General features: G+C 56.9%; 24 protein-coding genes. 5 read left to right on the top strand and 19 right to left on the bottom strand.

Going from position 1 to position 26,286, the window contains the following annotated elements; translation table 11 throughout:
* The first annotated feature begins 47 nt into the window (after positions 1–47).
* Together RUESEDTHA_RS13975 and RUESEDTHA_RS13970 are read left to right on the top strand one after the other, a co-directional pair.
* Positions 48–920: an NAD(P)-dependent oxidoreductase gene (locus RUESEDTHA_RS13975; RefSeq protein WP_180887399.1), complete on the top strand. Its 873-nt coding sequence runs from the start codon at positions 48–50 to the stop codon at positions 918–920.
* A gap of 107 nt (positions 921–1,027) precedes the next feature.
* Positions 1,028–4,093, top strand: a complete 3,066-nt coding sequence (locus RUESEDTHA_RS13970; protein ID WP_180887398.1) for an aminotransferase class III-fold pyridoxal phosphate-dependent enzyme — start codon at positions 1,028–1,030, stop codon at positions 4,091–4,093.
* Positions 4,094–4,144: 51 nt separating this feature from the next.
* On the opposite strand, the gene RUESEDTHA_RS13965 is transcribed toward RUESEDTHA_RS13970, so the two are convergent.
* Both RUESEDTHA_RS13965 and hemP read right to left on the bottom strand, forming a co-directional pair.
* Positions 4,145–4,621 (bottom strand): hypothetical protein, encoded by a 477-nt coding sequence (locus tag RUESEDTHA_RS13965; RefSeq protein WP_180887397.1) that lies wholly within the window; start codon positions 4,619–4,621, stop codon positions 4,145–4,147.
* A complete protein-coding gene (hemP, locus tag RUESEDTHA_RS13960; protein WP_180887396.1) occupies positions 4,618–4,785 on the bottom strand; it encodes a hemin uptake protein HemP in 168 nt (55 codons plus the stop codon). The genes RUESEDTHA_RS13965 and hemP overlap by 4 nt, the downstream gene beginning before the upstream one ends.
* 221 nt (positions 4,786–5,006) lie before the next feature.
* Here hemP and gph point away from each other — a divergent pair, with 221 nt between their 5' ends.
* Positions 5,007–5,684, top strand: coding sequence for a phosphoglycolate phosphatase (gene gph / locus RUESEDTHA_RS13955; RefSeq protein ID WP_180887395.1), 678 nt, complete (start codon positions 5,007–5,009; stop codon positions 5,682–5,684).
* 268 nt (positions 5,685–5,952) lie between these two features.
* Here gph and RUESEDTHA_RS13950 read toward each other — a convergent pair whose 3' ends face one another.
* The 5 genes from RUESEDTHA_RS13950 to RUESEDTHA_RS13930 all read right to left on the bottom strand — a co-directional run bounded on the left by RUESEDTHA_RS13950 (position 5,953) and on the right by RUESEDTHA_RS13930 (position 11,178).
* On the bottom strand, positions 5,953–6,708 hold the full coding sequence (locus RUESEDTHA_RS13950) for an ABC transporter ATP-binding protein (RefSeq protein ID WP_171123749.1): 756 nt from the start codon (positions 6,706–6,708) through the stop codon (positions 5,953–5,955).
* Positions 6,709–6,717: 9 nt separating this feature from the next.
* Complete coding sequence (locus RUESEDTHA_RS13945; RefSeq protein ID WP_171123751.1) at positions 6,718–7,473, bottom strand: ABC transporter ATP-binding protein; 756 nt, start codon at positions 7,471–7,473, stop codon at positions 6,718–6,720.
* Between the two features lie 12 nt (positions 7,474–7,485).
* Complete coding sequence (locus RUESEDTHA_RS13940; RefSeq protein WP_180887394.1) at positions 7,486–8,691, bottom strand: branched-chain amino acid ABC transporter permease; 1,206 nt, start codon at positions 8,689–8,691, stop codon at positions 7,486–7,488.
* Between the two features lie 3 nt (positions 8,692–8,694).
* Positions 8,695–9,726 (bottom strand): branched-chain amino acid ABC transporter permease, encoded by a 1,032-nt coding sequence (locus tag RUESEDTHA_RS13935; RefSeq protein WP_180887393.1) that lies wholly within the window; start codon positions 9,724–9,726, stop codon positions 8,695–8,697.
* A 105-nt stretch (positions 9,727–9,831) separates the two neighbouring features.
* Entirely contained in the window at positions 9,832–11,178 is a 1,347-nt protein-coding gene (locus tag RUESEDTHA_RS13930; protein ID WP_180887392.1) for a substrate-binding protein, read from the bottom strand.
* Positions 11,179–11,845: 667 nt separating this feature from the next.
* Here RUESEDTHA_RS13930 and RUESEDTHA_RS13925 point away from each other — a divergent pair.
* Positions 11,846–12,691, top strand: coding sequence for a helix-turn-helix transcriptional regulator (locus tag RUESEDTHA_RS13925; protein ID WP_180887391.1), 846 nt, complete (start codon positions 11,846–11,848; stop codon positions 12,689–12,691).
* Positions 12,691–13,182 (top strand): prepilin peptidase, encoded by a 492-nt coding sequence (locus RUESEDTHA_RS13920; protein WP_180887390.1) that lies wholly within the window; start codon positions 12,691–12,693, stop codon positions 13,180–13,182. The genes RUESEDTHA_RS13925 and RUESEDTHA_RS13920 overlap by 1 nt, the downstream gene beginning before the upstream one ends.
* Positions 13,183–13,185: 3 nt before the next feature.
* Here the strand turns inward: RUESEDTHA_RS13920 and RUESEDTHA_RS13915 are convergent, their stop codons facing one another.
* The 12 genes from RUESEDTHA_RS13915 to urtA form a co-directional block, all read right to left on the bottom strand.
* The gene (locus RUESEDTHA_RS13915; protein ID WP_180887389.1) at positions 13,186–14,169 is read right to left on the bottom strand and encodes a type II secretion system F family protein; all 984 of its coding nucleotides are present in this window, start codon (positions 14,167–14,169) and stop codon (positions 13,186–13,188) included.
* 12 nt (positions 14,170–14,181) lie between these two features.
* Positions 14,182–15,210 (bottom strand): type II secretion system F family protein, encoded by a 1,029-nt coding sequence (locus RUESEDTHA_RS13910; protein ID WP_180887388.1) that lies wholly within the window; start codon positions 15,208–15,210, stop codon positions 14,182–14,184.
* Positions 15,211–15,221: 11 nt separating this feature from the next.
* The gene (locus RUESEDTHA_RS13905) at positions 15,222–16,619 is read right to left on the bottom strand and encodes a CpaF family protein (protein WP_180887387.1); all 1,398 of its coding nucleotides are present in this window, start codon (positions 16,617–16,619) and stop codon (positions 15,222–15,224) included.
* Between the two features lie 49 nt (positions 16,620–16,668).
* Complete coding sequence (locus tag RUESEDTHA_RS13900; RefSeq protein WP_180887386.1) at positions 16,669–17,871, bottom strand: AAA family ATPase; 1,203 nt, start codon at positions 17,869–17,871, stop codon at positions 16,669–16,671.
* A gap of 391 nt (positions 17,872–18,262) precedes the next feature.
* On the bottom strand, positions 18,263–19,114 hold the full coding sequence (gene cpaB, locus RUESEDTHA_RS13895) for a Flp pilus assembly protein CpaB (protein ID WP_180887385.1): 852 nt from the start codon (positions 19,112–19,114) through the stop codon (positions 18,263–18,265).
* Positions 19,115–19,267: 153 nt separating this feature from the next.
* A complete protein-coding gene (locus RUESEDTHA_RS13890) occupies positions 19,268–19,450 on the bottom strand; it encodes a Flp family type IVb pilin (protein ID WP_180887384.1) in 183 nt (60 codons plus the stop codon).
* Between the two features lie 37 nt (positions 19,451–19,487).
* Positions 19,488–19,670 (bottom strand): Flp family type IVb pilin, encoded by a 183-nt coding sequence (locus RUESEDTHA_RS13885; protein ID WP_180887383.1) that lies wholly within the window; start codon positions 19,668–19,670, stop codon positions 19,488–19,490.
* Positions 19,671–19,953: 283 nt separating this feature from the next.
* Positions 19,954–20,649: an urea ABC transporter ATP-binding subunit UrtE gene (gene urtE / locus RUESEDTHA_RS13880; protein WP_180887382.1), complete on the bottom strand. Its 696-nt coding sequence runs from the start codon at positions 20,647–20,649 to the stop codon at positions 19,954–19,956.
* Positions 20,650–20,652: 3 nt separating this feature from the next.
* Positions 20,653–21,393: an urea ABC transporter ATP-binding protein UrtD gene (urtD, locus tag RUESEDTHA_RS13875; RefSeq protein WP_180887381.1), complete on the bottom strand. Its 741-nt coding sequence runs from the start codon at positions 21,391–21,393 to the stop codon at positions 20,653–20,655.
* Complete coding sequence (urtC, locus tag RUESEDTHA_RS13870; protein ID WP_180887380.1) at positions 21,390–22,619, bottom strand: urea ABC transporter permease subunit UrtC; 1,230 nt, start codon at positions 22,617–22,619, stop codon at positions 21,390–21,392. The genes urtD and urtC overlap by 4 nt, the downstream gene beginning before the upstream one ends.
* A 3-nt stretch (positions 22,620–22,622) precedes the next feature.
* Positions 22,623–24,575: an urea ABC transporter permease subunit UrtB gene (gene urtB, locus RUESEDTHA_RS13865; RefSeq protein ID WP_180887379.1), complete on the bottom strand. Its 1,953-nt coding sequence runs from the start codon at positions 24,573–24,575 to the stop codon at positions 22,623–22,625.
* Positions 24,576–24,636: 61 nt separating this feature from the next.
* Entirely contained in the window at positions 24,637–25,917 is a 1,281-nt protein-coding gene (urtA, locus tag RUESEDTHA_RS13860) for an urea ABC transporter substrate-binding protein (RefSeq protein ID WP_180887378.1), read from the bottom strand.
* Between the last annotated feature and the right edge of the window lie 369 nt (positions 25,918–26,286).

Raw genomic sequence — 26,286 nt, 5'->3', positions numbered from 1 at the left:
TTTGTCTCTGCTGAACGGCCCAACCGGGCATGAGAGAGGATCACCAAATGGCAAAAGTCGCATTCCTTGGATTGGGTGTCATGGGCTACCCAATGGCCGGCCATCTGCAGGCCGCAGGTCACGACGTCACCGTCTACAACCGAACGCAAGCCAAGGCCGAAGCATGGGTTGCCCAGCATGGCGGTGCAATGGCCGCGACACCGCGTGAGGCAGCCGAAGGCGCTGAGTTCGTCATGTCCTGCGTCGGTAATGACGACGACTTGCGCATGGTCTGCGCTGGTGAAAATGGCGCGTTTCACGGAATGTCTGACGGCACAATTTTTGTCGACCACACGACTGTTTCTGCCAAGGTGACGCGCGAGTTGTACGAGGCGGGCAAAACCCGTGGGATCGCCTTTGTCGATGCCCCGATCTCGGGCGGACAGGCGGGGGCCGAAAACGGGGTCCTGTCAATCATGTGCGGCGGAGACCAGCCTGCCTATGACACGGCAGAGCCGGTCATGCAGGTCTATTCCAAAATCTGCCGTCGGATCGGCGACAGCGGCGCGGGGCAGATGACGAAGATGTGCAACCAAATCGCCATCGCCGGTCTGGTACAGGGCCTTAGTGAAGCGCTGCATTTTGCCGAAAAGGCCGGGCTGGACGGCCGGTCGGTCGTTGAGGTGATCAGCCAGGGCGCGGCAGGAAGCTGGCAGATGGCGAACCGTTACGAGACCATGCTGGACGACCATTTCGATCACGGTTTTGCCGTTGACTGGATGCGCAAGGATTTGGGCATCTGCCTGAGCACCGCCGATGAAACAGGCGCGTCCCTGCCTGTGACGGCTCTGGTTGATCAGTTCTACAAGGATGTGCAGAAACTGGGCGGTGGTCGCTGGGACACCTCGTCCCTGATTAAGCGTTTGCGCGCGTTGGGATGAAGCAAGGGGGCTGTCTGCCCCCTCTTGGGCCGCTGGCCCAATTCACCCCCGAGGATATTTTAGGGCCAGATGAAAAGGATCCCGCTGAACGCGGGGCAGGAATTCGAATGAGCGACTTGATTGGTTTCTGGACAGGCGCTTTGCGCCAGCATTGGGGTCTGGATGCGCGACTGACCCGTTTGGATGGCGAATACGACCTGAACTTTCTGGTGCAGGCGACAAATGGCCAGGACTATGTGCTCAAGGTCATGCGGGCCGGGTGCGAGCAGGAATTCGTGGACCTTCAGGTTAAGGCTTTGGATCACATTGCGCGCGCAGCGCCGGGCTTGCCCTTTCCAAAGGTGATTCAAGATCTTGAAGGTGTAGTACTGCCTCAAATTGAAGATCAGGAAGGTGCGCCGCGTCTGGCGTGGCTGCTGGAACGCCTTCCGGGGCAATGCTACGCCAAGGCTGCGCCCAAGTCCGAAGACCTGATACTAAGGCTGGGGCGCGTATTGGGCGCAACGGATCGCGCATTGGAAGGGTTTTCGCATAGCGGGTTGAACCGGGCCGACTTTAAGTGGGACCTAACGCAGGCCGGCTGGATTTTGGAAAAGTTGGACGCTATTACGGACACCGCGCAGCGGGCGCTTTTGACAGAGATTTGCGCCGAATTTACAGCGACCTCAACTGCGCTTGCCACCTTGCCGAAACAGGCCATCCACAATGACGCGAATGATTACAACATTCTGGTCGAAAGCGAGTTGGGCCAGCGCCAAAGCGTATCCGGACTGATAGATCTGGGCGACATGTGCGCCGCCCCCCGCGTGTGCGATCTGGCGATTGCCGGGGCGTATATCGTTCTGGATCACCCCAGACCAGAACATGCGCTGGCCGCTTTGGTGCGCGGGTATCACGCGGCCAATCGTTTGCGTCCGGAAGAGGTTGACCTGATATGGCCCTTGTTGCGGATGCGGCTGGCGGTGTCGGTTGTGAACTCGACCCTGATGGCGACTGAAAACCCCGATGATCCTTATGTTACGATCAGTCAGGCCCCGGCGTGGCGGTTCCTGGGGAACAAGGCGGTGAATGGTGGCTTGATGTCTGCACGATTGCGGGTTGCCTGCGGGTTGCCTGTCACGGACGGCGCCGAGCATGTCCTTACCTATCTGCATGAGCATCGCGGACAGTTTGCCCCAATGTTCGGACAGGATTTAACCGATGTGCCGATGGGGTCTTTGTCGGTGGAAAACTGTGTCTGGCCGCAGAATCCTTTCCACATGCCTTTGGCCGAGGCCGCGCGCGTGGGCGAGGAGTATGGTGAGGGCCCGTGGCTGGGTTACTACAACGAACCGCGCTTGATCTATGCCGAGCCGGGGTTCCGCAAGGGGCCGTGGAAAGCGTCAGATCGGCGAACGGTACATCTGGCCGTGGATGTGTTCGCCCCGGCGGGCACCATGCTGCACGCACCGATAAGCGGACGGGTTGAGGCGGTCGAGAACCGTGACGCCCATCTGGACTATGGCGGTGTCGTGATCCTGCATCATGAAACGCCCGAGGGGGATGCGTTCTATACGCTCTATGGTCATCTGGACCCCGAGGTGTGCGAGCGACTGAAACCTGGTGATCCCGTGGCGCAGGGCGCGGCATTCGCGCGTCTGGGGGATGCCAGCCAGAACGGCGGCTGGGCCCCACATGTGCATTTCCAGCTAGCGATGACCACGGACGGAATGCAGAACGATTGGCCCGGTGTTGGTGATCCCGATGAGATGGAGCTGTGGCACGCGGTTTGCCCGAACCCCGCAGCCCTGTTGAACCTGCCCGATGACAAGGCGTTCTATCGCCCGACAGACAAACAGGCGATCCTGAAGGGGCGGCACGAGCACTTTGGCGGCAATCTCAGCCTGACGTATGACGACCCGGTGATGCTGGTGCGCGGGTGGAAACACCACCTGTTCGATGAATGGGGGCGGCCTTATCTGGACGCCTATAACAACGTCCCTCATGTGGGCCACGCGCATCCGCGCATTCAGGCGGTGGCGGCGGATCAGTTGCGGCGGATGAACTCGAACACCCGCTATCTGCACCCGGCGCAGACCGCTTTTGCCGATAAGGTGCTGTCGAAACTGCCCGATCACTTTGAGGTCTGCTTTTTCGTCAATTCCGGCACCGAGGCGAATGAGCTGGCCCTTCGGCTGGCCCGTGCCCACACTGGGGCCAAGGGGATCGTGACGCCGGATCACGGCTATCACGGGAATACCAACGCGGCGGTTGCGATCTCGGCCTACAAGTTCAACAAGCCCGGCGGGGTGGGTCAGGCGGATTGGGTCGAACTGGTCGAGGTGGCCGACGATTATCGCGGATCATTCAAGCGCGACGATCCCGGCCGCGCTACAAAGTTCGCGGATTTAGTGGACCCTGCGATTGCCGCTTTGCAGGACAAAGGGCACGGCGTTGCCGGTTTCATCGCCGAGACCTTCCCTTCGGTCGGGGGTCAGATCATCCCGCCCAAAGGGTATCTGCCTGCAGTCTATGAAAAAATCCGCGCCGCCGGAGGGGTGTGTATCGCCGATGAGGTACAAACCGGGCTGGGCCGTCTGGGTGAGTATTACTTTGGCTTCGAACATCAGGGCGCGCTGCCCGATATCGTGGTCATGGGCAAACCGATCGGCAACGGACACCCTTTGGGCGTGCTGGTCACCACCAGGGAAATCGCGCAAAGCTTTGACAACGGGATCGAGTTCTTCTCGACCTTTGGCGGATCAACCCTGTCCTGCCGGATCGGAAAAGAGGTGCTGGACATCGTCGATGACGAGGGGTTGCAGGACAACGCCCGCGTGATGGGCGCGCGGCTGATGGACGGGCTGCGCGGGATTGAGGGTGATTTTGCCTGTGTCGGCGACGTGCGGGGCATGGGCCTGTTTCTAGGGGTCGAATTGATCAACCCCGACGGGTCCGAGGGCACCGAGATTTGCAAATACGTCAAGAACCGGATGCGCGATCACCGCATCCTGATCGGCAGCGAAGGGCCCAAGGACAACATCTTGAAAATCCGCCCGCCCCTGACGATCGAGGCGGATGATGTTGACATGATCCTGTGGGCGCTACGCGAAGTGCTGACCGAGGTGGGTGACTATGCCCCTGCCCCGGCCTGCGACCATGATCACCACCATGCCGGATGCGGCTGCTGTTGAGCCAGAAAAACCCCGGCGCGAGGAGCGTGCCGGGGTCTAACGCGCCCGCCCTTAGTGTAGCACGGTCGCTGGGGGTTGGTGGCCAGTCGTCGGCATGGGGACCGCTGACGTCATACGTCGCAGCGCCAGCCCCAGTTCTTCGGATAGCGAAGCCAAAGCCGGGGCAAAATCCGCCCGCACAATTAGCGATGCCATCATCATGGCATCCTCGCGCGCCCCTTCGGAGGCCGAGGCGATCATCTGGGCAAAACAGTTTTCATCCGCACCCAGGCACGAGCATCCCAACCCATGCCGGATCAGGGGCCGACGTCCATGATGGGCGCATAGGGAACACAACCTGTCCAATGTCATCATGGCCGCGTGTCCCATATCCGCGCCCAGCGCGATCTGAAAATCACTGGCCGCATCCACACGTGACTGGCCGCCATCGCTCCATAAACGCAGGTACATTACGGCACCGGCCTCGATCGGGCTTAAATCTGCCAAGCGACCGACGGGTGCCCCGCCGCGCGACGTTTGACTGCTCATTTTGTCAGGATCAACTTACCGGCGCGAGTGATGCGCAGCGTGTAGAGCTGATCGCCCAACTCGATATGTGCAAGATTGCCGCCCTTGGTCAGGTCTTCGGCCTTGTGCGAAGGCAACATGGACACAGCGTAGGACTGAGTGGGGTTTGGGGTCTGCATGTTCATCAGGGCAACTCCAGAATATCTTGGCGCTTGGCCGATTGTGTTCGCAATTCAAGTTTCTGGCTGGCCCGATTCCGGGTTTGCTGACTGACTTGCCGATAATCTGATAAATTTACTCAGGTATGTCAAGGGGCATATTCGGATGCTTAATCGAACTTCCTCAATTGCAAGGCATTCCCGCAGGGGATAGGTGTCACGCCACGATCAAACGAGGGGATTTTTCGATGACCGCAACAATCATGTTCGACCTTGACGGCACGCTTGTCGACAGCATCCCCGACATCGCTGCCGCGGCAAACAAGATGCTGCAGGACACCGACACAGCGCCCTTGCCACAAGACACGATCAAACAGTTTGTCGGTAACGGCCTTCCGAAACTGGTCGAACGGGTGATCCTGCACTGCGGTCTTCCCTTAGCGCACCACGCGGACCTGACAAAGAAAACGCTGTCATATTACAATGCGGCCTCCAGCGACCGGACCGTTCCTTATCCCGGCGTTGCCGAAGCCCTGGCAGAACTGCAAGAGATGGGCTGCGTCCTTGGCGTATGCACCAACAAGCCCGAGGCCCCTGCCCGACACATTCTAAGCGCACTTAAGCTAGATCATCATTTTGCCACCGTGTTCGGAGGAGATACGCTGCGGGTCCGCAAACCGGACCCTGCCCATTTGAACGCAAGTTTTGATGCTGTGACTTCCGCTGGTCCGCGCCTTTATGTCGGCGACAGTGAAGTTGACGCCGAAACAGCGCAGCGGGCAAAGGTGCCGTTCCTGTTGTTTACGGAAGGGTATCGAAAAACACCAATTTCGGAAATTCCTCATTCGCGCACCTACGACCACGCCAGTGAATTGGCCGCGCTTGTAGTAGACGTGCTGGACGAGATGGGCCAACCGACCTCGTGAAAGCGAGGGGCCAGCATAGGGGGTAAGTCGCCAGCCCCTCAGGGGAAAAGTGGTAATGTCCGCGGTTATTCCTTGGATAAGCCCGTGTTAACCACTTACGCTGGGGCAAGATATAGGGGGTTTCCCGTAGTCCCCTTTAACCCATTGTTAGTTCAAAACTTTTAAGCGAAAATTCCGCAAGAAGCAGCGTTTCGCCAAAAGAAAAATGGCGGAATGGAAAACCCATCCCGCCATAACTGAACCGAACAATTTTGCCGTTCGGCTTGTGTCAGATGGCCAGATACTCTTCGCGCAGTTGGGAATTCTCAAGCACCTCGCTAGCGGTGCCGTCAAAAACGATGCTGCCCGTATCCAGAATGATCGCTCGATCCGCCAGTTCCAGCGCGCGCACAGCGTTCTGTTCAACGATGATCGTTGTCATGCCTTGCTGCTTGACGTGGACCAGCGTCTTTTCGATCTCATCCACGATCACCGGGGCCAACCCTTCGTAAGGCTCGTCCAGCAACAGTACTTTGATGTCGCGGGCCAGCGCCCGCGCGATCGACAGCATCTGCTGCTCACCACCCGACAGGGTCACACCCTCTTGCTTACGGCGCTCACCCAGACGTGGGAACAACTCGTAAAGCCGCTCCAGCGACCATCCGATCGGGGGCGCGATCTGGGCCAGTTGCAGATTTTCCTCGACCGTCAGGCCGGGGATGATCCGCCGGTCCTCGGGGACCAGACCCAGGCCCGCAGCCGCCGCTTCATAGCTGGTCATGTTGTGCAGCGGTTGATGATCCAGCCAGATTTCGCCATGGCGCACGTCAGGCTCACCCACCCGTGCAATCGAGCGCAGGGTCGAGGTCTTGCCCGCCCCGTTCCGGCCGAGCAGAGCCAGAATCTCGCCCTCATGCACGTTAAAGCTGACACCTTGCACGATGTAGCTTTCGCCATAGTAGGAATGCATGTCCCACACCGACAGGAAAGCAGGCGCGGTGGTGGCCATGTTCGCGTTTTTTGAAAAGTCAGGTTTCTCGTTCATAGCTTTTCCTTACGCAGCCTCGCCCAAATAGGCTTCGCGAACCTTGGGGTTACCGCGAATGTTTTCCGGAGTATCCTCGACCAGTGGCGTCCCCTGCGCCAGAACGGTGATCCGCTCGGCCAGGCTGAAGACCACATGCATGTCATGTTCGATGATGGCGATGGTGATGTCGCGTTCATCCTTGATCTGTTTCAGCAGGTCGATCGTGTTGTTCGTATCCGCCCGTGCCATGCCCGCCGTGGGTTCATCCAGCAGCAGCAGACGCGGGTTCTGGCTAAGGCACATGCCAATCTCAAGCCGCCGTTTGTCGCCGCGTGACAAGGATGCGGCGTGCATCTCGCGCTTGTCGGCCATGTTCATCTCTTCCAGCATGGCTTCGGCCTGTTCGACGATGTCCTTTTCATTGGCAATCGTCTCATAGGCGTGCATTCGAAACGCACCATCCCGCATGGCGAAGATCGGGATCAGCATGTTCTCCATCACCGTCAATTCGCCAAAGATTTCGGGCGTCTGGAAAACGCGACTGATGCCCATCTGATTGATCTGGTACGGCTCAAGCCCCAGGACCGAGTTGTTGTCGAACAGGACCGACCCGGTATCCGGCATCAGCTTGCCGACCAGACAGTTCAGCAGCGTCGACTTGCCCGCACCGTTTGGCCCGATGATGGCGTGAACCGAATTTTCCTCGACGTTCAGGTTCACATCTGTCAGCGCCTTGAGGCCACCAAAGCGTTTACTGACGTCTTTTACTCGCAGAATTGCCATGATCGCCCTCCTTTATTCCGCTGGTTCAGTTTTGCCCGACGGTGCGTCGTCGGTGCCTGATTTTTTGCGCTTGAACCATTTCATCAGGCGCTGCCCACCTTCTACAAGGCCACCCGGCAGATAGATAACGACAAGCATGAACAGGATACCCAGTGTCAGGTGCCAGCCTTTTCCGATGAACGGGTGGATCAGGAACACAACGGCGTCTTCCAGACCGTCAGGCAGGAAAGCGAACCAACTGTGCAGGACGTTATCGTTGATCTTCGAGAAGATGTTCTCGAAATACTTGATAAAGCCCGCGCCAAGAACCGGACCGATCAGCGTACCGGTACCGCCAAGGATGGTCATCAAAACAACCTCGCCCGAGGCTGTCCACTGCATCCGCTCGGCACCGGCCAGCGGGTCCATCGCAGCCATCAGGCCACCGGCCAGACCAGCATACATACCCGAGATCACAAAGGCCGCCAATGTGTATGGCTTGGAGTTCAGACCGGTATAGTTCATCCGCTGTTGGTTTGACTTTACTGCCCGCAGCATCATGCCAAAGGGCGAACGGAAGATGCGGATTGCCAGATAGAACACCACCATCATGACAACTGCACACAGGTAGTAACCTGCGTTGAAGTCAAAGCTCCACGCGCCCACATCCAGCGTATAGGTCGCCCGCATGGGCAGGCCGAACAAATGCGGCAGGTCCGGTGCATTGGCGCCCTGCAGGATTTGTGGATCGTCCGCATAGACCTGCAGACCAGTTTCACCATTGGTCAGGTTGAACTTGGGGTTCGACAGCACCGAATAGGCCAGCGCAAAGCTCATCTGTGCAAAGGCCAGCGTCAGGATCGAGAAGTAGATACCCGAACGCCGCAGGCTGACAAAGCCAATCAGAAGCGAGAACAACCCAGCGACGACGACACTCAGCGCGATGGCCGGGATGACGTTATAGCTGAGCAATTTGAACATCCAAACGGCCGAATAGGATCCCACGCCCAGAAAGGCCGCGTGGCCAAAGGACAGATACCCAGTCAGGCCGAACAGGATGTTGAAGCCAATGGCAAAAATGCCAAAGATCACAAAACGCTGCATCAGGTCAGGGTACCCCGCGTTGAACTGCGCCATGGCGCTGTCCGACGGGAACGGGTTCAGGATGAAGGGGGCCAGCAGCGTCAGGATGCCGACGATGATCAGCAGGCTGGTGTCTTTTTTGTTCAGTCCCAACATTGATTATTCCTCCATCACGCCTTTGCGCCCCATCAGACCGCGCGGTCGCGTCAGCAGCACGATAATGGCGACAAGGTAGATGATGATCTGGTTGATGCCCGGTATCGTGGTCGTGGCCCAAGTGGTCGAGGCAAAGCTTTCAAGAATGCCCAACAGGAACCCGGCCAGCACCGCTCCGGGCAGCGATCCCATGCCGCCCACAACAACAACAACGAAGCTGAGCACAAGGAAATCCATACCCATGTGATAATTCGGCGGGTTAAGCGGCCCGTACATCACACCAGCCAACCCTGCCACCGCAGCGGCAATGCCGAACATGATGGTAAAGCGACGGTCAATATTGATGCCCAGCAAACCCACTGTTTCGCGATCCGCCATGCCCGCCCGAACGACCATACCAAAGGTGGTGAATTGCAGGAATGAGAACACAGCGCCAATGATGGCCACGGCAAATCCGAAATAGACCAGACGCCAGATCGGATAGATGATCGCGTTCGGGTCAAAGCCGATCATGGTGCCCAAATCAACCGAACCGCTCAGCGCGTCAGGTGGCGGAGTCTGGATCGGGTTGGCACCGAAGAAATACTTGACGATCTCTTGCAGAACGATGGCAAGGCCAAAGGTCACCAGGATCTGATCCGCATGAGGGCGCTTGTAGAAATGTTTGATCAGGCCACGCTCCATCACGTATCCGACCAACAGCATGATCGGGATCGCAAACAGGATCGCCAGAGGAACGGACCAGTCGATGATGGTCGCTCCGACCTCGGGGCCGAACCACGCCTCAACATAGGGGGTTTCCACTTTCAGCGGATTACCCAGAAAATCGGTCTGGGTTTCGTCAAGGGTTACGAAGCTCAGGTTCATGAGCTTTTGCAGGGTAACGGCGCAGAAAGCCCCGATCATGAACAGCGCCCCGTGCGCAAAGTTCACAACCCCTAGCGTTCCGAAAATCAGCGTCAGCCCCAGCGCGATAAGCGCATAGGCCGACCCTTTGTCCAGACCGTTCAGAATTTGCAATAGGATGGCGTCCATTGGCCCCACCTCGAGATTGGTCAGCGTAGATTGAGTGGCTTAGCAGGCCATCATGCCTGCCGAAAATGTCTGGCCGCCGTTAGGCAGCCAGACCATTACCTCAGGTTATGCGCCCGGGTTGCACTGACCCAGTTCGCCACCGGCGAACATCGGGTGCTCGGGATCGTATTCGACCTGCGCACGCGGCGTGATCTCAACGATTTCCAGCGTGTCATACGCGTTGGTCGGGTTTTCATTACCCCGCACAACCAGCACGTCCTTGAAGCACTGGTGGTCGGCACCGCGATACCACGTCGGGCCGTTACCCAAGCCGTCGAACTCAAAATCTTCCAGAGCTTCGACAACACCGCAGGGGTTGAAGGTTCCCGCACGCTCACAGGCATCCGCATAAAGCAGGGTCTGCGCATAGCAGGTCTGGGCCGAGTTTGATGGCGGTTTGCCATACTTCTCGCCAAAGGACTTCACGAAGGCCTTGGTGCCTTCATCCTGCAACTGCCAGTTCCAGTTCATCGAACCCAGAACGCCCTTGATGTTCTCGCCTGCACCGGCGGCCATCAGTTCGGAATACAGCGGTACGACGATCTTGAAGTCTTTGCCGTTGGCAACCTTGTCGAGCAGGCCGAACTGGATCGCGTTGGTCAGCGAGTTCACCATGTTGCCGCCGTAGTGGTTCAGAACCAGCACGTCCGCGCCCGAGTTCAGAACCGGAGCGATATAGGACGAGAAGTCTGTCGACGCGAGTGGTGTTTTCACCGTGTTGACCGTTTCCCATCCCAGGGCTTCGGTCGAAGCGACGATCGACTCTTCCTGGGTCCAGCCCCAGTTGTAGTCTGCCGTTAGGTGATAGGCGCGGCGCTCATTGCCCATCTCAGCCGCCAGCACCGGTGCAAGGGCTGCACCTGACATATAGGCGTTGAAGAAATGGCGGAAGCCGTTGGCCTTCTTGTCCTTGCCAGTGGTGTCATTGGCATGGGTCAGACCCGCCATAAAGATCACGCCCGCTTCCTGGCACAGGCCCTGAACCGCAACGGCCACGCCCGAGGACGAACCGCCATTGATCATCACCGCGCCGTCTTTTTCGATCATCGACTTGGCCGATGCGCGTGCGGCATCCGACTTAGTCTGCGTGTCGCCGGTGACGAACTCGACCTTCTTGCCAAGGATACCATTCCCCTGCAGGGCCTTGGACGAGAACGTGTTCAGGCAGCCCCCGTCGCCTTCGCCGTTCAGATGCTCGACCGCCAGTTGCTGTGCGAGCAACTCGTCGTTGCCTTCTTCGGCGTAAGGACCCGTCTGTGGGACGTTGAACCCCAAAGTGACAGAGGACCCTGTCGGTTCATTGGTATAGGCAGCAGCCGACGAAGCGGTAAAGATCGTAGGCAGGGCCAGACCGGTTCCCGCAACGGCACCGGACTTCAGCACGCCGCGGCGTGTGACAGATTTATTGGTCATTAATTCCTCCCATTTCCCATTTTCCGCCCTCTGGCTCCTCTTCCATCGGACGAAATCGCATTTCTGCGTGCAGCAAGTATGGAGGCGCTTCTGAAAAATTCACAACAACCCATTAATTTCGAAGGAATCTTATGTAAACAAATACACAGAAGAGAGAACAGTTTGTAATTGTTTTTGCAAGAACAATCCTTATATTTTGTTTTTATTAGTTAAAACAGTAAAAATACTTCCCCTCAACACCTGGGGCTACCCCGAAATTTCTGTAGATCATGAGTGGATGTGTAGTGGAATACCCCACGGAGTAGTCCCAAGTTGAAACTTGCAGGCCGGACACCCCGCTTATGCACAAGCCCGCGATCTCACCCGGATGCCGAGATCGACTGCCATCAAACCGACTCAGAACCCGGTCTGATACCTTTGAAAAGGCGCCGATTGCCCCTGCTTTCCGGTCCGCCCTCGGACACAGTGGTGGTTAAAAAGACACATTGTCTTCACAACGGCGACTAATTAGTCACAGCTTTTGCGCCATACCCCCGAATTTATCAGAAATTAATTTCCGGTTCGTTTTTGAGATGATATTTCTGAAAGACCGAATAGAATCGGTCGGGTAAAAAGACTTTAAAAATCATTAACCTGTAGTTTTTTACGAGTAACGGAATGGTGTGACATGGATGGGGGGAAAGCTCATCGCGGAGTGTGGCTGCCAAACACGCTTCACGCAAGAGCCATTATTAATTTCATTCACTGGAGCCAAGGTGGTCTGGTACTGGACGCTGCGCTGAAAGGCATTGTTGAAGCCTTCGGTGCAGAATGCGGCGTGATCAGCCGGCTTTGGCTCAACAAGGGCGCACATCGCGTTGCCGCCCGAGCGGACACACGTGACCCGACTGTCAGCCGTCCGCTGTTCTTGTCTTTTGCCAACGATGCACTAGGCCCTTTCCGCAACATGCCGAAACGGGCATCCGTTTTCAGCCTGCGTGAAGACGGGGAAGATCCCAGCGATTTGTCGCCCGTCCTTGTCGACTGGCTATCTCATCGCAAGATCAAGGACATTCTGTTTGTCTGCCTTGATCACCAAGGGGGCGAGATCGATTTTCTGGAACTGCATTTCGGGCAAACGCCCGAACCCGGTTTCAAGGAAGCTATTGAACAGATCGCACCGCAGCTTTCGGAAACCTACCAAAGCCGCCGACCAGGTTTGGTCACCGAAGCATTGTCGCGCCAAACGGTGTCGACAATTCGAAAAAGCACAACGGACACTCCAATCCTTAGCACTGGAAACCCGGCCGGGTTGACGCGCGCGGAATGGCGCGTCTGCGCGCTCGTTTCTCGCGGAATTTCTCCGCAGGGGATCGGTACAGAGCTTGGAATTGGGCCAGCAACTGTTAGAACGCATCTGAAGCATATCTATTCGAAAACAGGATTGGATAACTTTCACATGCTGGCAAGACGTTTGGTTTCAGTCGAGGAACGCGAAGCACTGCACGGAAAGCAGCATCAGGCAAGGGCTTGATGCCTGACACCGACTGGCAGAATTGGCTTGCTTTGTGGCTGTTCGCACCGCTTTTTGTCGCGATGGCCTGGACGGATTTTACCCAGCTCAGAATTCCAAATACCTACTGCATCGTGGGCCTGATCCTGTTATTGGCTGCCGCACCCTTTCTGGCATGGAACGAGTTGCTTCTGCGCCTGCTGATTGGAGGCGTTTGCTTTGTGATCTGTTTTGGCCTGTTTGCCATCAACTGGCTTGGCGGGGGGGACGCCAAAATGCTCCCCATCGTCTTCCTTGCTGTCCCCTCGACTCAGATATCGAACTACCTGTTCTTGTTTGCAGCGGCGATGGCAGTCGGTCTGGTTGGCATGGCCTTGTTCCGCCGTCTTGCGCGCGACACGTCACCACGTTTCAAGTCGACCGCCCAATCGCGAGAGTTTCCAATGGGTATCGCAATTGGGTCAGCAGGTTTGGCCCTGATCACCATTTCGATCGTGGGACTGATCGGCTAACGATCAGTTCCCGAACGTTTCAGCATAGCGGATGAAGATCGGCGTGAGGATAAGCCCAGCGATCGCGGGCAGCATCAGCAAAGCCATCACACCAGACATTTTAACCGGCAGCTTATTTGCCATTTCCTGCGCCCGCAATTCGCGCAGCTCTCGCATTTCTTCGGCATATGTGTTCAGCGCTCCCGCAAGTGGCACACCGAATCTGGTTGACTGTAGAACGACGCTCACGAACGAGCTCATCTCCTCAAGCCCGGTGCGACGCGCCATGCGCATAAGGGCTGCATCCCGGTCGCGGCCGGCCTGAATCTCGCTCAACGCGATCAGAATTTCTTCTGACATCTCGGGCGAAACAGGCTGCATTTCCACGGCAACTTTCAGAAGGGCCTGATCAAAGCCCATTCCCGCTTCAACGCCGATCTGAAGAAGATCCAACATGTTGGGAAAGGCATTTTCCATAAGCCGCTTACGCTCTTTGATGCGCGCGTTCATCCAATATTGAGGGCCAAAGAAACCAACCGCACACAAAATGGCAACATTGCGGATGATTTCCATCAGGTCCAAGCTGGACATGTATTTACCGATGGAATTGCCGATGCTGTTTGCCGGCTGCCAGTTCAACAACAGGATGAATAACAATGGTAGCGACGTGGCCAGCAGTACACGCGTGAAATAATATCCCGCAATCGCGTTCTTTCCGCGAAAACCCGATTTCGCCAGAACCTGCCCGACTTCGAAGCGTTCACTGGCATCAGTTGGAATCAGGGCCGCGCTCAAACCTACCGGAGCGTCGCCTTCGAGTTCATCGTGTGTTGTCCGGGCCAGGTTTTGACGCTGACGGCTCGGTATCATACGTTCGGCCGCTGTAGAGCGCTCGCTTAATGATGACGAAATTCCCAGAAAGGCGATAATAGCGCCGACCAGAACAAGTCCAAGCACCAGGACCTGAGTGCCCCAGCCACCTTCAAGAAATGAATTGAAAAACTCCATCGTAAATTCTCCTTATATCCGGAAATTCACGAGCTTGAACATCACGATGGCATTGAGAACCACTGCCACCGCAATGACGCCCATTGCCGGCCAAAATGCCGGAGCGTCCGCGACATCTCCGTAATAGGAGGGGGTAATTATTGTCATGAACACCGCAATCAGAACCGGAATGCCCGACAGGATAAAGGCGGTCATCCGCCCTTCGGCCGAAATTGCCTTGATCTTACGGCGCAAAGACATGCGCGCCCTGATCACGCGGGACAATGTCCTAAGAATACCCGCAAGGTCGCCGCCCGAGCCGTGCTGCATCATCAATGCAACGGCTAGGTACTGAATGTCTTCTTCGTCAATACGGTCGGCCATACTCTTCATGGCTGTCGTCAATTCTTCGCCAAACGCGACCTGATCAACAACAAGGCCGAACTCCGTTCCGATAGGGTCCGGCATTTCTTCGGCGACGCTTTGCAAGGTCGCATTCAGAGGGTGACCCACCTTCAACCCGCGCGACATCAAGTCCAACGCGTCTGGCAATTGTTTGATCAAGGCCGCTTTACGCTGACGAAGCGTGGCACCCAAGGCAACAAGCGGCCCAATTAGAAAGACCAGAGCCGAGATCGCAACCACCTGCAAGGGACTAGCCACCATCGACCCGCCGATTGCGCAGATCAGAAACGCTGTGACACAGGCCATCAAAAACACTTCTGGAACCATGTTCAAACCAGAAGCCTTAAGCGCAGCGGGCAAATCTCCGACAAACGGAAAATTCCGCAACAGCGGTCTGGCGTCCTGCGGTTTCAGCAGGTTGAGAACGTCTTCGCCGGTTGCACCTTGGTTCAACATCCGGACCCGGCGATTGATCGCCTCTTCCCGGTTTTCACCGCGCTTCAGAAACTGGCGTATTCCCTCAAAGGCAATAAGCGCGCCCAGGAAAATTGCCAGTGCCATAACCAACTGTACGTCAAACCCGGCCACTTCCAGCTCTGGGCCCAAAACGGCGTTGATATCTATGCCTGCAAAGAAAGCCCGAATTTGCTCAAACATCGCCGACCTCCTTAGTTGAATTGGACCGAAGACAAGTCCACGCCGGCGGCGGCCAAAACATCGCTGGATTTGGGGCGAATGCCGGTTGCAACGAACTTACCCAGTACCTTGCCGTTTTCGTCCTTGCCTTCACGCTTGAAGACAAAGATGTCCTGCATGGTCACGACGTCTGCTTCCATACCGGTGACTTCGGCAATGGACGTTACGCGACGGGTGCCGTCGGACATACGATTCAGCTGCAGCACGAAGTTGATGGCCGACGCGATGGTTGACCGGATCGCCGTGTGCGGCAGCTCCATCCCACCCATCTGAACCATCTGCTCGACCCGCGACAAAGCATCTCGGGCCGTATTGGCGTGAACTGTCGTCATCGAACCGTCGTGACCGGTGTTCATCGCTTGCAGCATGTCAAAGGCTTCTGAGCCACGAACCTCGCCCACCACGATACGGTCGGGGCGCATCCGAAGCGCGTTGCGAACCAGATCACGCTGCGCAACCGCTCCTGTCCCGTCCAGACCCGCCGGACGAGTTTCCATGCGCAAGACGTGTTCCTGCTGCAGTTGCAGTTCCGCGGCGTCCTCGATCGTTACAATACGTTCACGGGCACCAATATAAGATGATAGAGCGTTCAGCATGGTCGTTTTACCAGAACCGGTACCGCCCGAGATCAGGACGTTCATCTTGGCTTCGACCAGCCCGCGCAACAGGGCCGCAGCACTGTCATTCAGGGCTTCGTTCTGGACAAGACGCTGCATCGTCAGCGGAACGCGTGCAAATTTACGAATTGACAACGCCGGACCGTCCAGCGCACAGGGACGGATGATCGCGTTGACACGGCTGCCATCCTCCAGACGCGCGTCCACCCAAGGCTGGCGTTCGTCAATCCGGCGACCCACGCGGCTGACAATCTTGTCGATAATTCTCAGCAGGTGGCGTTCGTCACGGAACCGAGCCGACGTCTTTTCAAGAATACCGGCACGTTCCACAAAAATCTGTTCATGCCCGTTGACCAGGATATCGTTGATCGTCGGATCAGCCAGCAGCGGTTCCAGAGGACCAAGCCCCAGAACCTCATGCATCAGCTCCTCGACCAGTTGCTTGACCTCTTCGCTGCGCATCGCGCGGCCTTCGGCACGAAGTAGTTCGGTTGCATGCTTTCCGATTTCACCGCGAAGCGTTTCTTCTTCGACCTTGTCGATGACGGCCAGATTCAGCTTATCCAGCAACGAGTTATGCATCCGCGCCTTCAGATCAATGCGCTCCAGCTCCATTGCTTGCTGGTTTGCCTTTTTCTCAGCATCAAAAGCTGCAATATCGGACAGGTTGTCGGCAACCTGCTTCGTGTCCAAAGCCACAATCTTGGCTGCGCCGGAAGATGTGCGACCTGTTCTGTCAAATTCACGAAACATATTCCAAACCCTTATTACTTGTTAATTCACGTCTACAGATGGCAACCGATCACTTACCGACACGAGGCGGCATTGAGATCCGGGTTTCATCTGCCAGCTTCTTGATGGCGCGCGTCGCAGGTGCCCGGTGTGAGACCTCCTGCAGCGGTATTCCGCGATCAACGGATTCACGCACTGTGCGATCGTCCTTTGGCACCCAATAGGAGAAGTCTTTTTCCAGCAGTTTCGACGCTGCACGATGGTGCGCAGCGGGGAACAGCGGCTTCTTCTCAAGGCTGGCGACAAGTTGAATATCAATCGCCGGATTTTCGGCTTGATAGAAATCCATCAGTTTACGGGCGGACCGAACCGAAGGAACTGCGACGTCCGTGACCAGGTACAACCGGTCAGCCTGTGCAAGTACAGGTGTGATCCACTCGACCAAAGCACGAGGCAGATCTACGACGACATAATCATGAGTACGCTTCAGGCTATCAAGAATTGCCGAGATTTGGTCTTCCTTGATCGCAGAGAGCGGCCCATAGCGCGACGGAGCGGCCAGAACGTCGACACCGCAGGGCGCCTTCACCATGGCCTGTTCCAGAAACGCGTTGTCAGGGATGCTCTCTTCCATAGCCATCCGCCACATTGCGTCGCTTTCTTCAACATCCATCAGGGCCGCGATGGATCCGAACTGGAAATCAAGATCTACAACAGCGACCTCGTTCGCGGCCTTTTTCTTGAAGAAACCTTCCTTGCACTGCAGTTCATTAGCCATATTCGCGGCAACAAGCGAAGACCCTACCCCGCCCCGCGATTTCGCTACGGCAATGACCTTGCCCAGAGTTGCGTGGCCACCCCAAACAGCGGGCAACTGGGCCTGGCGGCGGGCACGGATTGCGTCTACCTGAGGAACGATTTCTTCGTTAATCGCCTTGCGGGGCAGAACATCGTCCACGCCCAGCTTCTTGAGCTGCCGTGCCTTTTCAAGCGGCAGGTCTTCAGGGGCCAGAGCGATAATGATTGCGTTCGGCATCCGGGCGTCACAGATGGATTGCGCGGTCTCGAGCATGGCGTCCGAGTTTTCGTCCACGTCAAAAAGCACAACGTCATGCAGCGCAGTCAGCGAAACCGCCGACCCGTTGGCACCCTGAACTGTGTCCTTTTGGCCGGTGAACTTGCAGTTGTCCTGATTGGCCAGGGATCCTTCAATCGCCGAATAGATTTCTTCGTCAGGCGAAATCAACAATACTGAAATCTGCTTAGCACTCATTATCTTTCTCCTTACTCTACCGCCCCGTCAGCCAGATCTTCGACAGGTAGCGAAGTGCTCATGGCGGGAAGGGAAATACTGTTTGGGGCACTGAACGCGACCCCGGGTGTTCCAGCTGTCCATACGGCCAGCTTCGCGGATGTGTGCATTGCATTCTGCCAGGACGCGGTCAGCCCATAAAGGCGACGGCAGTCAACGACACCAGAAATCAGCGATAGGAACATGGGAATAACGATGGGCTATTCGACAATTGCCGCGCCACGTTCCTAGCTGCAAATCCGATGAACAAGGTCTGACACAGGGCCGCAAAACCAAGAACGGTTCCGTCTTCTTCTTTCCTGAAAGTTCGTAACGATATCATCATTAACCCTCCGGATAAATTCGACGCGCCTTAATTCACGGTGCTGGACGTATCAGTGACAGGTGTTTCTTCTTCTGCGATATTCTGCACAACCGGCTCTTCCTGGACGTCGGTAATACCCCGGCGCACTTTGATAACGGGCTGCGGCGTTCCGTCATCAACCGGCGATTTCTCAAGCAGAATGTCACTCAGGCGTACGGTTTCCAGCGGCTTGTCATCAAGCTCATCCAGCGAACGCAAGGACAGGCTCAGTTGACCGGCCTTCTGCGCCAGCGCCAAGCGTTGGCTTTCATCCGGTGTCACTTCGACCGTTACGGTGCGGGCAATTCCCGGCTGGTCCAGTTCCTCATCGGTTTTCTGGTCAACGCCGACAACCCGGATATTCTGCAGGATAGTCAGTGCGCGCAGGGTATCGTCGCTGCCGCGTGTCAGAACTATGTCTACAAAATCGCCCGGCGTGACAAAACCACCAACGCCGGTTTGCGCGTTGACATTAATTGCCATCGCACGATTGCCTTCGCCAAGCGTCTGAACAATTGTAACTTTTTCGCCAAATTCCGAGATTTTTGACGCCAGAAGAAGCTCGCCCTGAGCCAGCGCACGCTTCGCGCGGCGCGGCTCTCCACCCAGTTTTGGAACAACCTCGTCAAAGTTCGTAAACACGCCCGGCGGAACAGAGTCGGCTGGCCAGTCAATAGTTGTAAGCTTGTATCTTTCGATCGGGCTTCCGAAGGCAATGTTATCTGCCACGGCAACAACGCGAACGATGCTGGTGTCGACAGCGGCCGCCTGATTTCTTTCAAGCTGGTCCTGGGCCCAGAATACTGCCCCCCCCGCCAGGGCGACCCCGAAGACTGTCATCAAAAATGATTTAACTCGCATTTTGCCCTCCAATTTCCGAAGTCGGCTTTGGCAGTCAGATTTGGGCGAATTGCTGTGTAACTTTACAAAACGGTAATCAAACTGACGCTACTGATTAAAGTGGATTTGCCCCCCCCACTAAATGCGCGGGAGGGGCTGTCTTGCACAAAACTCTTAACGAGTTTGAATTGTCGAGTTTGCTTCCGAGAAGTTGGAGTTCGTGTTGTCAGCCAGGGTAATCAGGAAACCACCGCCAGCGATAATCGCAACCAGCAGAGCAACACCATATTCAACCAGGGTCGCGCCGCGCTCGTCTTCACGCAGTTTCAGAAAGATTTTACGGATAGAATTCGACATTTGTTCGTTCCTTTAGTTGCTTTACACTTGAGTTCTATTAGCGCTGGGTAATCGAGGAGTTTGCTTCCGAGAAGTTCGAGTTCGTATTGTCGGCCAGATTGATCAGGAAACCACCGCCGGCAATAATCGCAACCAGCAATGCCACACCATATTCAACCAAGGTTGCGCCGCGCTCATCCTCGCGTAGCTTCAAGAAAATTTCGCGAATGGAATTCGACATAACTTTTTACTCCAGACTGTTTTAACAACGTGCGAAACCCGCACTTACGAGGCAGACATCCCCGTTAACAAATCGATACCAAGCGAAATGCCGCCGAACCTCCCCACAAACGCAAAAGTTTTCCCGCATAACGGGAATTTTTTGTCGTTTGAGGCAGATTTGTGTCCCAAATTCGGCGTGGGTCAGGCGAGTCGGGGCATGATTCTTAAAAATTCCTTAATCCTCGAAACGCGAAAACCGCCCCACTCACGTGAGGCGGCTTGCGACTGGTAAATTACTGAATTTAGACAGTTACACCCTGAAGGACTTGCTCGCGCGACAGATCCTGCCTGCTGCCCTTCATCAGGATTTCACCACGCCTCAGCACGACAAAGCGGTCAGCAAGGTCATAAGCAAAGTCAAAATACTGTTCGACCAACACAATTGCCATTTCACCTTTGGAGCGAAGGTGGCGAATGACTTCTCCGATCTGTTGGATGATATTTGGCTGAATGCCTTCAGTCGGCTCATCCAGCAGCAGCAGCTTTGGTTTGGTGATCAAAGCGCGTGCGATTGCCAGTTGCTGCTGTTGCCCGCCGGACAGGTCGCCCCCCCGGCGATTCTGCATCTGTCTGAGCACTGGGAACAGCTCGAAAATTTCATCGGGAACATGATGCTCGGTTTTTGGAAGGCAGGCAAATCCGGTCTCCAGGTTCTCACGCACGGTCAGCAATGGGAAAATCTCTCGGCCTTGCGGGACATATGCCACACCTTTCCATGCCATGCGATGCGCAGGCAGGATGTCCAGCTCCTCTCCGTTCAGCACCATTTGCCCTCCGGATCGCGGGTGCGTCCCCGAGATCGCCTTGATCAAGCTGGTCTTGCCAACACCGTTGGTACCCATCACGCAGGTCACCTCGCCTTGTGCAGCCTGCATCGAGATGCCGTTCAGAATTTGCGAATGCCCGTAATGCAGGGTCAGATCGTTAAGTGTCAGCATCGCCTAGCGCCCCAGATAGACGTCAATGACGTCCTGATTTGATGTCACGTGATCCAAAGTGCCCTCGGCCAGAACCGCGCCTTCGTGCAGCACCGTTACCTTGCAGTTCAGACGGCGGACAAATTCCATATCGTGTTCCACCACTACCACGGCGCGGGTTTTTGCGGCTTGCACCAAAAGGTCGGTAGTATGCTCGCGTTCCTGCGGTGTCATCCCGGCTGCGGGTTCATCGACCAACAGCAGGCGCGGTTCCTGCGCCAGCAGCATCCCGATTTCCAGCCATTGTTTCTGCCCGTGGCTGAGCTCACCCGACTTGCGGGTCAGTTCGTCCTTCAGGCCGATCTCGTCGGCCAGTTCTTCGACCTTTTCCAGATCGACCGCTGAGGGCCGATAGAATAGGACACCCAGCCAACCGCGTTTGTTCTTGAGGGCCATCAGCAGGTTTTCCTGCACGGTTTGATCTTCGAACACGGTAGGTTTCTGGAATTTCCGCCCAATCCCGGCCTGCGCGATTTTTGCCTCGCTCATCCGCAGCAGGGAAACAGATTTCTCGCCCCAGATCACGCGACCTTCGTCGGGTCGGGTCTTTCCAGTCACAATATCCATGAACGTGGTCTTGCCGGCCCCGTTCGGGCCGATGACAGCGCGCAGTTCCGCGTTGCCGATCTGAAACGACAGGTTGTTGATAGCGCGGAACCCGTCGAAGGTGACGGACACGCCGCTGACCTCTAGCAGAGTGCTCATTCCGTGGCCTCCTTTTCGCGCAAGGCGCTGTCGTCGGGTCCAAGCGCTGCGCCGTGGCGCTGTGGTGCGCGGTGGTTGGTCCAGAGGTCGAACAACCCTCCGATCCCTCGCGGGGCGAACAGCGTGACCAGCACGAAGGACACGCCCAGCAGCACCTGCCACCAGTCGACCCATTTGATCGTGTAGAACCCAAGTGGGATATCCGGGGCCTGTCCGCCGGTGAACCATGTGCTGAGCAGGCTGACAAACGCCGCGCCGATGACAGCACCATACAGACGACCGCGCCCGCCAATGGCGACCCAGACGGCCAAATAGATCGAGGCGATCGGAGCCATTTCCTCGGGGTTGATAATCCCCGCTTGCGGATAATACAGCGCTCCTGCGATGGCAGCGATGCAGGCGGTCAGGGTGAAGACGGCCAGCTTATAGACCTCGACCGAGTAGCCGAGGAATCGCACCCGCGCCTCGTTATCGCGGATGCCGCGGATGACCGAGCCGAACTTGCCCGACACCACCCATGCTGCCAGCATGTATCCCAAGCCAAGCGCAAGTGCCGAGGCCCACAGGAACCAGATCGACACCACATCCTGCGAGGCGGTGACGCCTGGTAAGTTCTGCAAACCCGACAAACCATTGTTGCCGCGCAAACCGCTGTCATTCTGAAACAGGTACAGCGCCAGAGCCAAAGTCATGGCTTGAGTCAGGATCGACAGATAGACACCCGTCACCCGGCTGCGAAACGCCAGCCAGCCGAAGATCAGCGCCAGAAGGCCCGGCACCATCACGACCAGTGCCAGTTGCAGAAACAGGCTATCTGAGAAGGCCCAGATCAGCGGGAATTCAGACGATCCGACGACGCCGAAGATTTGCGTACCAATGGCGTCCACGACTTCAGTGGAAGTCGGAGGGATATCGGCCTGCGACAGCGACTCGACCACGATCAGGCGGGTGCGTTCGTACATCAGCCACATGCCGATCATGTAGCCTCCTAACCCGAAAAAGGCGAAATGGCCCAGAGACAGGATGCCCGTAAAGCCCCAGACCAGATCCATCGCCACGGCGATCAGGCACAGGCACAGGGTTTTGCCCAGCGTCTTGACGAAACTGGTCGAGATCACGCCGATCCCGAACCCTTCAGACAAGATGGTGACGCCTAAGGTGAACAGCGACAGGATGGCCAGAAAGACCAGCACCGAGGGGTTCTTGGCAACAAAGCTGCGTTCCATGGCTCAATCCCCCGCCGCGCGGCCTTTGAGGGCGATGATGCCCCTCGGCCGGAACTGGATGAAAATGATGATGAAGATGATCATGTAGGTCTGTGCCGCGAGGGTGTTCGAGGGGTTCATCCACTCGATCCCCTTTTGCAGGAAGCCGATCATGCCCGCCCCTGCCAGCGCGCCCCAGATGTTGCCGACGCCTCCGACAACCACCGTCATGAAGCTCTGTACGATATAGTCGCTGCCCAGATCGGACGTGACCTTGGCGAACAGACCAATCGCAACCCCGGCGATTCCTGCGATACCGGAACCAAGCCCAAAGGTCAGCATGTTCACCCGCCCCGGATTGATTCCCATCGACCCCGCCATGCGCGGGTTCTGCGTCACCGCGCGCATCTCAAGCCCCAGCCGTGTGCGTTTCATTATATATAGAAACAGCCCCAGAAAGATCATCGCCAGCACGAAGATCGCGATGCGGATATAGCTGATCGAGACCACATCGTTCAGCACCCACGCCCCGTCCAGCCAGCCGGGCGCGGTCAGCGGGCGCGCCTGCGTGCCAAAGATGTTCTTGGCCAGCTGTTGCAGCGCAATCGAGATGCCGAAGGTTGCCAGCAGCGTTTCCAGCGGGCGCGAATAAAGCCAACGGATCACCAGTCGCTCCATCGCCACACCCATGGCGAAGGTGACGGCAAAAGCCATCGGGATCGCCACGATGATCGACAACGTGTGGTCTGGAATGAACTGCTGTACGACGTAGCCGGTATAGGCGCCCATCATGATGAACTCACCATGGGCCATGTTGATCACACCCATCACGCCGAAGGTGATGGCCAGACCGATGGCCGCAAGGAAATAGATCGAGGCCAGAGAAATCGCGTCCAGCGTCAGGTCGAGTGTCTGGTTCAGACCGACCTTCAACTCAATCTGTTCCAGCGCTTGCGCGGCGGCGGAGGTCACTTCGGGCGAAGGCTCTGCGTAGGTCTCGAAGAAGACATGCGCGCCGAGTGCGGCGTCGATATCGGTTTGCGTAATCAAGGCCGGGACGGCTCCGGCCTCGGCCAGCGCCGCATATGCCTGTGCGCGGGCGGCGTCGGTATTCAGTTGGGCTACGGGGAGGCCGCCGACGCGGCCACCGTCGATATTGGCGGAAAGGGCAGCGCGGATTGCATCAGGCGACACGCGCGGCGCGGCAAGGTCACTGGCGACCAGTAGGTCATAGGCTTCGTCCTCGCTCAGCGCCTCCGAGCCGGGTTCCAATACGGCGGCGATGTTCACATCCGACGGCAATGCCGCAGCGGTTTGCAACTTGGTCACGACCAGCGGGTTCAGCGCCGCGCGGATATCTACGCCCAGATCGCCAGACATGTCTTCAATCGCAGCAACACGTGCTGCAGTATCCTCGTCATAGCCAATGGTCAGCAACCGCTCCAGCCGCTGTTTCTGCGCCTTCAACGCCTCGTCAGGTTCATCCTCTATCGACGCGCGCAAGGGGGCCAGCAAGGCCCCTTCGGGATCACGTTGTATGGATTGCAATGCGGCCGCGCGTTTCGCGCGATCCGGGTCGGTCAGCTGGAACTGCACCAAGGCCGTCCCTATCATCGCGCGGATACCGCTATTGGGCTTCAACTGTTTCAGGTCGGATTTCTCGAACGTTCCAACGACCTCTCCGGTGTCGAAATCGGTCAGCTCATAAGACCGCCCCTCACCCTTTTTGCCTGCAAAGAACAGACCATCCGACTTGCGCATCCACACGTTCTTGGCGGCCCAAGTCTCGAGCATCACCTGCGCCTGAGGCAACCCGCTGCTGGCAATCGCATCAATCGCAGGCCCGATCGTCTTGCGTGAGCTTTTGGCGATGATCTCCTGATGCTCTTGCAGGATCGGTTGCAGACCGCCCTCTTGCGCGTTGGCGGTCAGGCAGGCGCACAGAATTGCGAGGCCCGCAAGGAATAGTCGTAACATGTGGTGAAACCCGAGGTGTCTTGAGGGCAAGGCGGGCGATCACACCCGCCTTGCGTAAGGTTTAGTAGTTCGACAGCGTCTGAACGCAGGTCTTGGTCTCGGTGTTGTACATACCGCAGCCCAGCTCTTTCCAATCCGAGATCAGAACCGCCGATTCCGGCAGGAAGTCGGTCCAGGCATCACCCGGCACAACCTCGGTTTCGCTGATGATGTCGAACTGACCGTCTTCCTGAATCTCACCGATCAGAACCGGCTTGGCCAGGTGGTGGTTCGGCAGCATGACCGCAGTGCCACCGGTCAGGTTCGGGAATTCCTGCCCGTACATCGCGGCGCGCACGTCGTCGACCTCGGTCGAGCCCGCCTCGGTCGCGGCGTTTACCCACATGTTGAAGCCAATGTAATGTGCCTCCATCGGGTCATTGGTCACGCGCTCGTCGCCCATGGTGGCTTTCCATGTCTCGACGAATTCGGCGTTGACCTCGGTATCCGCCGACTGGAAGTAGTTCCACGCCGCGAGATGGCCGACCAGGTTTGCTGTATCCAGACCGGACAATTCTTCTTCACCGACCGAGAAAGCCACGACCGGAATATCGTCCGCCGAAACGCCCGCAGCCGCCAGTTCTTTATAGAAGCCGATATTCGCGTCACCGTTGATGGTCGAGATCACGCCTACCTTCTTGCCATCCGCACCCAGCGCGACAACGTCCGCCACTATCTTGGACCAGTCGGAATGGCCGAACGGAGTGTAGTTTACGAAGATATCCTCATCCGCGATGCCTTTACCCTTCAGGTAGCTTTCCAGAATGTTGTTGGTGGTACGTGGGTACACATAGTCGGTACCAAGCAGCGCGAATTTCTCAACACCCAGTTCGTCCAGGAAATAGTCAGTCGCAGGGATCGCCTGCTGGTTCGGCGCGGCGCCGGTGTAGAAGACGTTCTTGGACGATTCTTCGCCCTCATACTGAACCGGGTAGAACAGCAGGCCATTCAGTTCCTCGATCACCGGCAGAACCGATTTACGGCTCACCGAGGTCCAGTTGCCGAAGATCACATCCACCTCATGCACGGTCAGCAGCTCGCGCGCTTTTTCCGCAAACAGCGGCCAGTCGGATGCTGGGTCAACGACCACGGCCTCAAGCTGTTTGCCCAGAAGACCACCCTTGGCGTTTTGCTGGTCGATCAGCATCAGCATTGTGTCTTTCAGCGTGGTTTCCGAAATCGCCATGGTGCCGGAAAGCGAGTGCAATACACCGACTTTGATCGTGTCTTCGGCAGACAGCGCAGCGGTCGCCATAGCGGCAAAGACAAGTGATCCGGCGAGCGTGGATTTGAGAGATGTCATATGATTCTCCTGGGCGGGGCCGGGAGAGAGGGCTTGCGCAGATGCGCACTCTTCTTCTACCTGATCCCCGCAACTGTTGTTGCGTTCCGTGTGGCGGTTGTGTCCGAGGTCCAATTCGCGCAGCCGTCACACACCCCCGGGTCATCTCCTCGGCGGGCACCCATACGGTTTCTGCATCGCAGAGAATTTAGCAAATGCAGGGCCCATCATTTTTCACAATCCGCCGCATCTGCCTGTTTTTTGACCAGTCGCCCGAGGTCACGCCCAAAAATTAATCACGTACTGCGGAAAACCGACGAAAACCGACGTCGAAGAATAGAGTTCCGGCGCGCAAACGTTGAAACAAGCAGCATAACTTCTGGTTCCGCA

It is taken from the genome of Ruegeria sp. THAF57 (assembly GCF_903914075.1).
Lineage (GTDB): Bacteria > Pseudomonadota > Alphaproteobacteria > Rhodobacterales > Rhodobacteraceae > Ruegeria.
The sequence above is the reverse complement of the archived record's forward strand: the minus strand, read 5'-3'. Positions and strand labels throughout refer to the sequence as shown.

Coding starts and splice junctions, on each gene's coding strand:
- RUESEDTHA_RS13975 (WP_180887399.1), top strand. CDS start 48: ATGGCAAAAGTCGCATTCCTTGGATTGGGTGTCATGGGCTACCCAATG.
- RUESEDTHA_RS13970 (WP_180887398.1), top strand. CDS start 1,028: ATGAGCGACTTGATTGGTTTCTGGACAGGCGCTTTGCGCCAGCATTGG.
- RUESEDTHA_RS13965 (WP_180887397.1), bottom strand. CDS start 4,621: ATGAGCAGTCAAACGTCGCGCGGCGGGGCACCCGTCGGTCGCTTGGCA.
- hemP (WP_180887396.1), bottom strand. CDS start 4,785: ATGAACATGCAGACCCCAAACCCCACTCAGTCCTACGCTGTGTCCATG.
- gph (WP_180887395.1), top strand. CDS start 5,007: ATGACCGCAACAATCATGTTCGACCTTGACGGCACGCTTGTCGACAGC.
- RUESEDTHA_RS13950 (WP_171123749.1), bottom strand. CDS start 6,708: ATGAACGAGAAACCTGACTTTTCAAAAAACGCGAACATGGCCACCACC.
- RUESEDTHA_RS13945 (WP_171123751.1), bottom strand. CDS start 7,473: ATGGCAATTCTGCGAGTAAAAGACGTCAGTAAACGCTTTGGTGGCCTC.
- RUESEDTHA_RS13940 (WP_180887394.1), bottom strand. CDS start 8,691: ATGTTGGGACTGAACAAAAAAGACACCAGCCTGCTGATCATCGTCGGC.
- RUESEDTHA_RS13935 (WP_180887393.1), bottom strand. CDS start 9,726: ATGGACGCCATCCTATTGCAAATTCTGAACGGTCTGGACAAAGGGTCG.
- RUESEDTHA_RS13930 (WP_180887392.1), bottom strand. CDS start 11,178: ATGACCAATAAATCTGTCACACGCCGCGGCGTGCTGAAGTCCGGTGCC.
- RUESEDTHA_RS13925 (WP_180887391.1), top strand. CDS start 11,846: ATGGATGGGGGGAAAGCTCATCGCGGAGTGTGGCTGCCAAACACGCTT.
- RUESEDTHA_RS13920 (WP_180887390.1), top strand. CDS start 12,691: ATGCCTGACACCGACTGGCAGAATTGGCTTGCTTTGTGGCTGTTCGCA.
- RUESEDTHA_RS13915 (WP_180887389.1), bottom strand. CDS start 14,169: ATGGAGTTTTTCAATTCATTTCTTGAAGGTGGCTGGGGCACTCAGGTC.
- RUESEDTHA_RS13910 (WP_180887388.1), bottom strand. CDS start 15,210: ATGTTTGAGCAAATTCGGGCTTTCTTTGCAGGCATAGATATCAACGCC.
- RUESEDTHA_RS13905 (WP_180887387.1), bottom strand. CDS start 16,619: ATGTTTCGTGAATTTGACAGAACAGGTCGCACATCTTCCGGCGCAGCC.
- RUESEDTHA_RS13900 (WP_180887386.1), bottom strand. CDS start 17,871: ATGAGTGCTAAGCAGATTTCAGTATTGTTGATTTCGCCTGACGAAGAA.
- cpaB (WP_180887385.1), bottom strand. CDS start 19,114: ATGCGAGTTAAATCATTTTTGATGACAGTCTTCGGGGTCGCCCTGGCG.
- RUESEDTHA_RS13890 (WP_180887384.1), bottom strand. CDS start 19,450: ATGTCGAATTCTATCCGTAAAATCTTTCTGAAACTGCGTGAAGACGAG.
- RUESEDTHA_RS13885 (WP_180887383.1), bottom strand. CDS start 19,670: ATGTCGAATTCCATTCGCGAAATTTTCTTGAAGCTACGCGAGGATGAG.
- urtE (WP_180887382.1), bottom strand. CDS start 20,649: ATGCTGACACTTAACGATCTGACCCTGCATTACGGGCATTCGCAAATT.
- urtD (WP_180887381.1), bottom strand. CDS start 21,393: ATGAGCACTCTGCTAGAGGTCAGCGGCGTGTCCGTCACCTTCGACGGG.
- urtC (WP_180887380.1), bottom strand. CDS start 22,619: ATGGAACGCAGCTTTGTTGCCAAGAACCCCTCGGTGCTGGTCTTTCTG.
- urtB (WP_180887379.1), bottom strand. CDS start 24,575: ATGTTACGACTATTCCTTGCGGGCCTCGCAATTCTGTGCGCCTGCCTG.
- urtA (WP_180887378.1), bottom strand. CDS start 25,917: ATGACATCTCTCAAATCCACGCTCGCCGGATCACTTGTCTTTGCCGCT.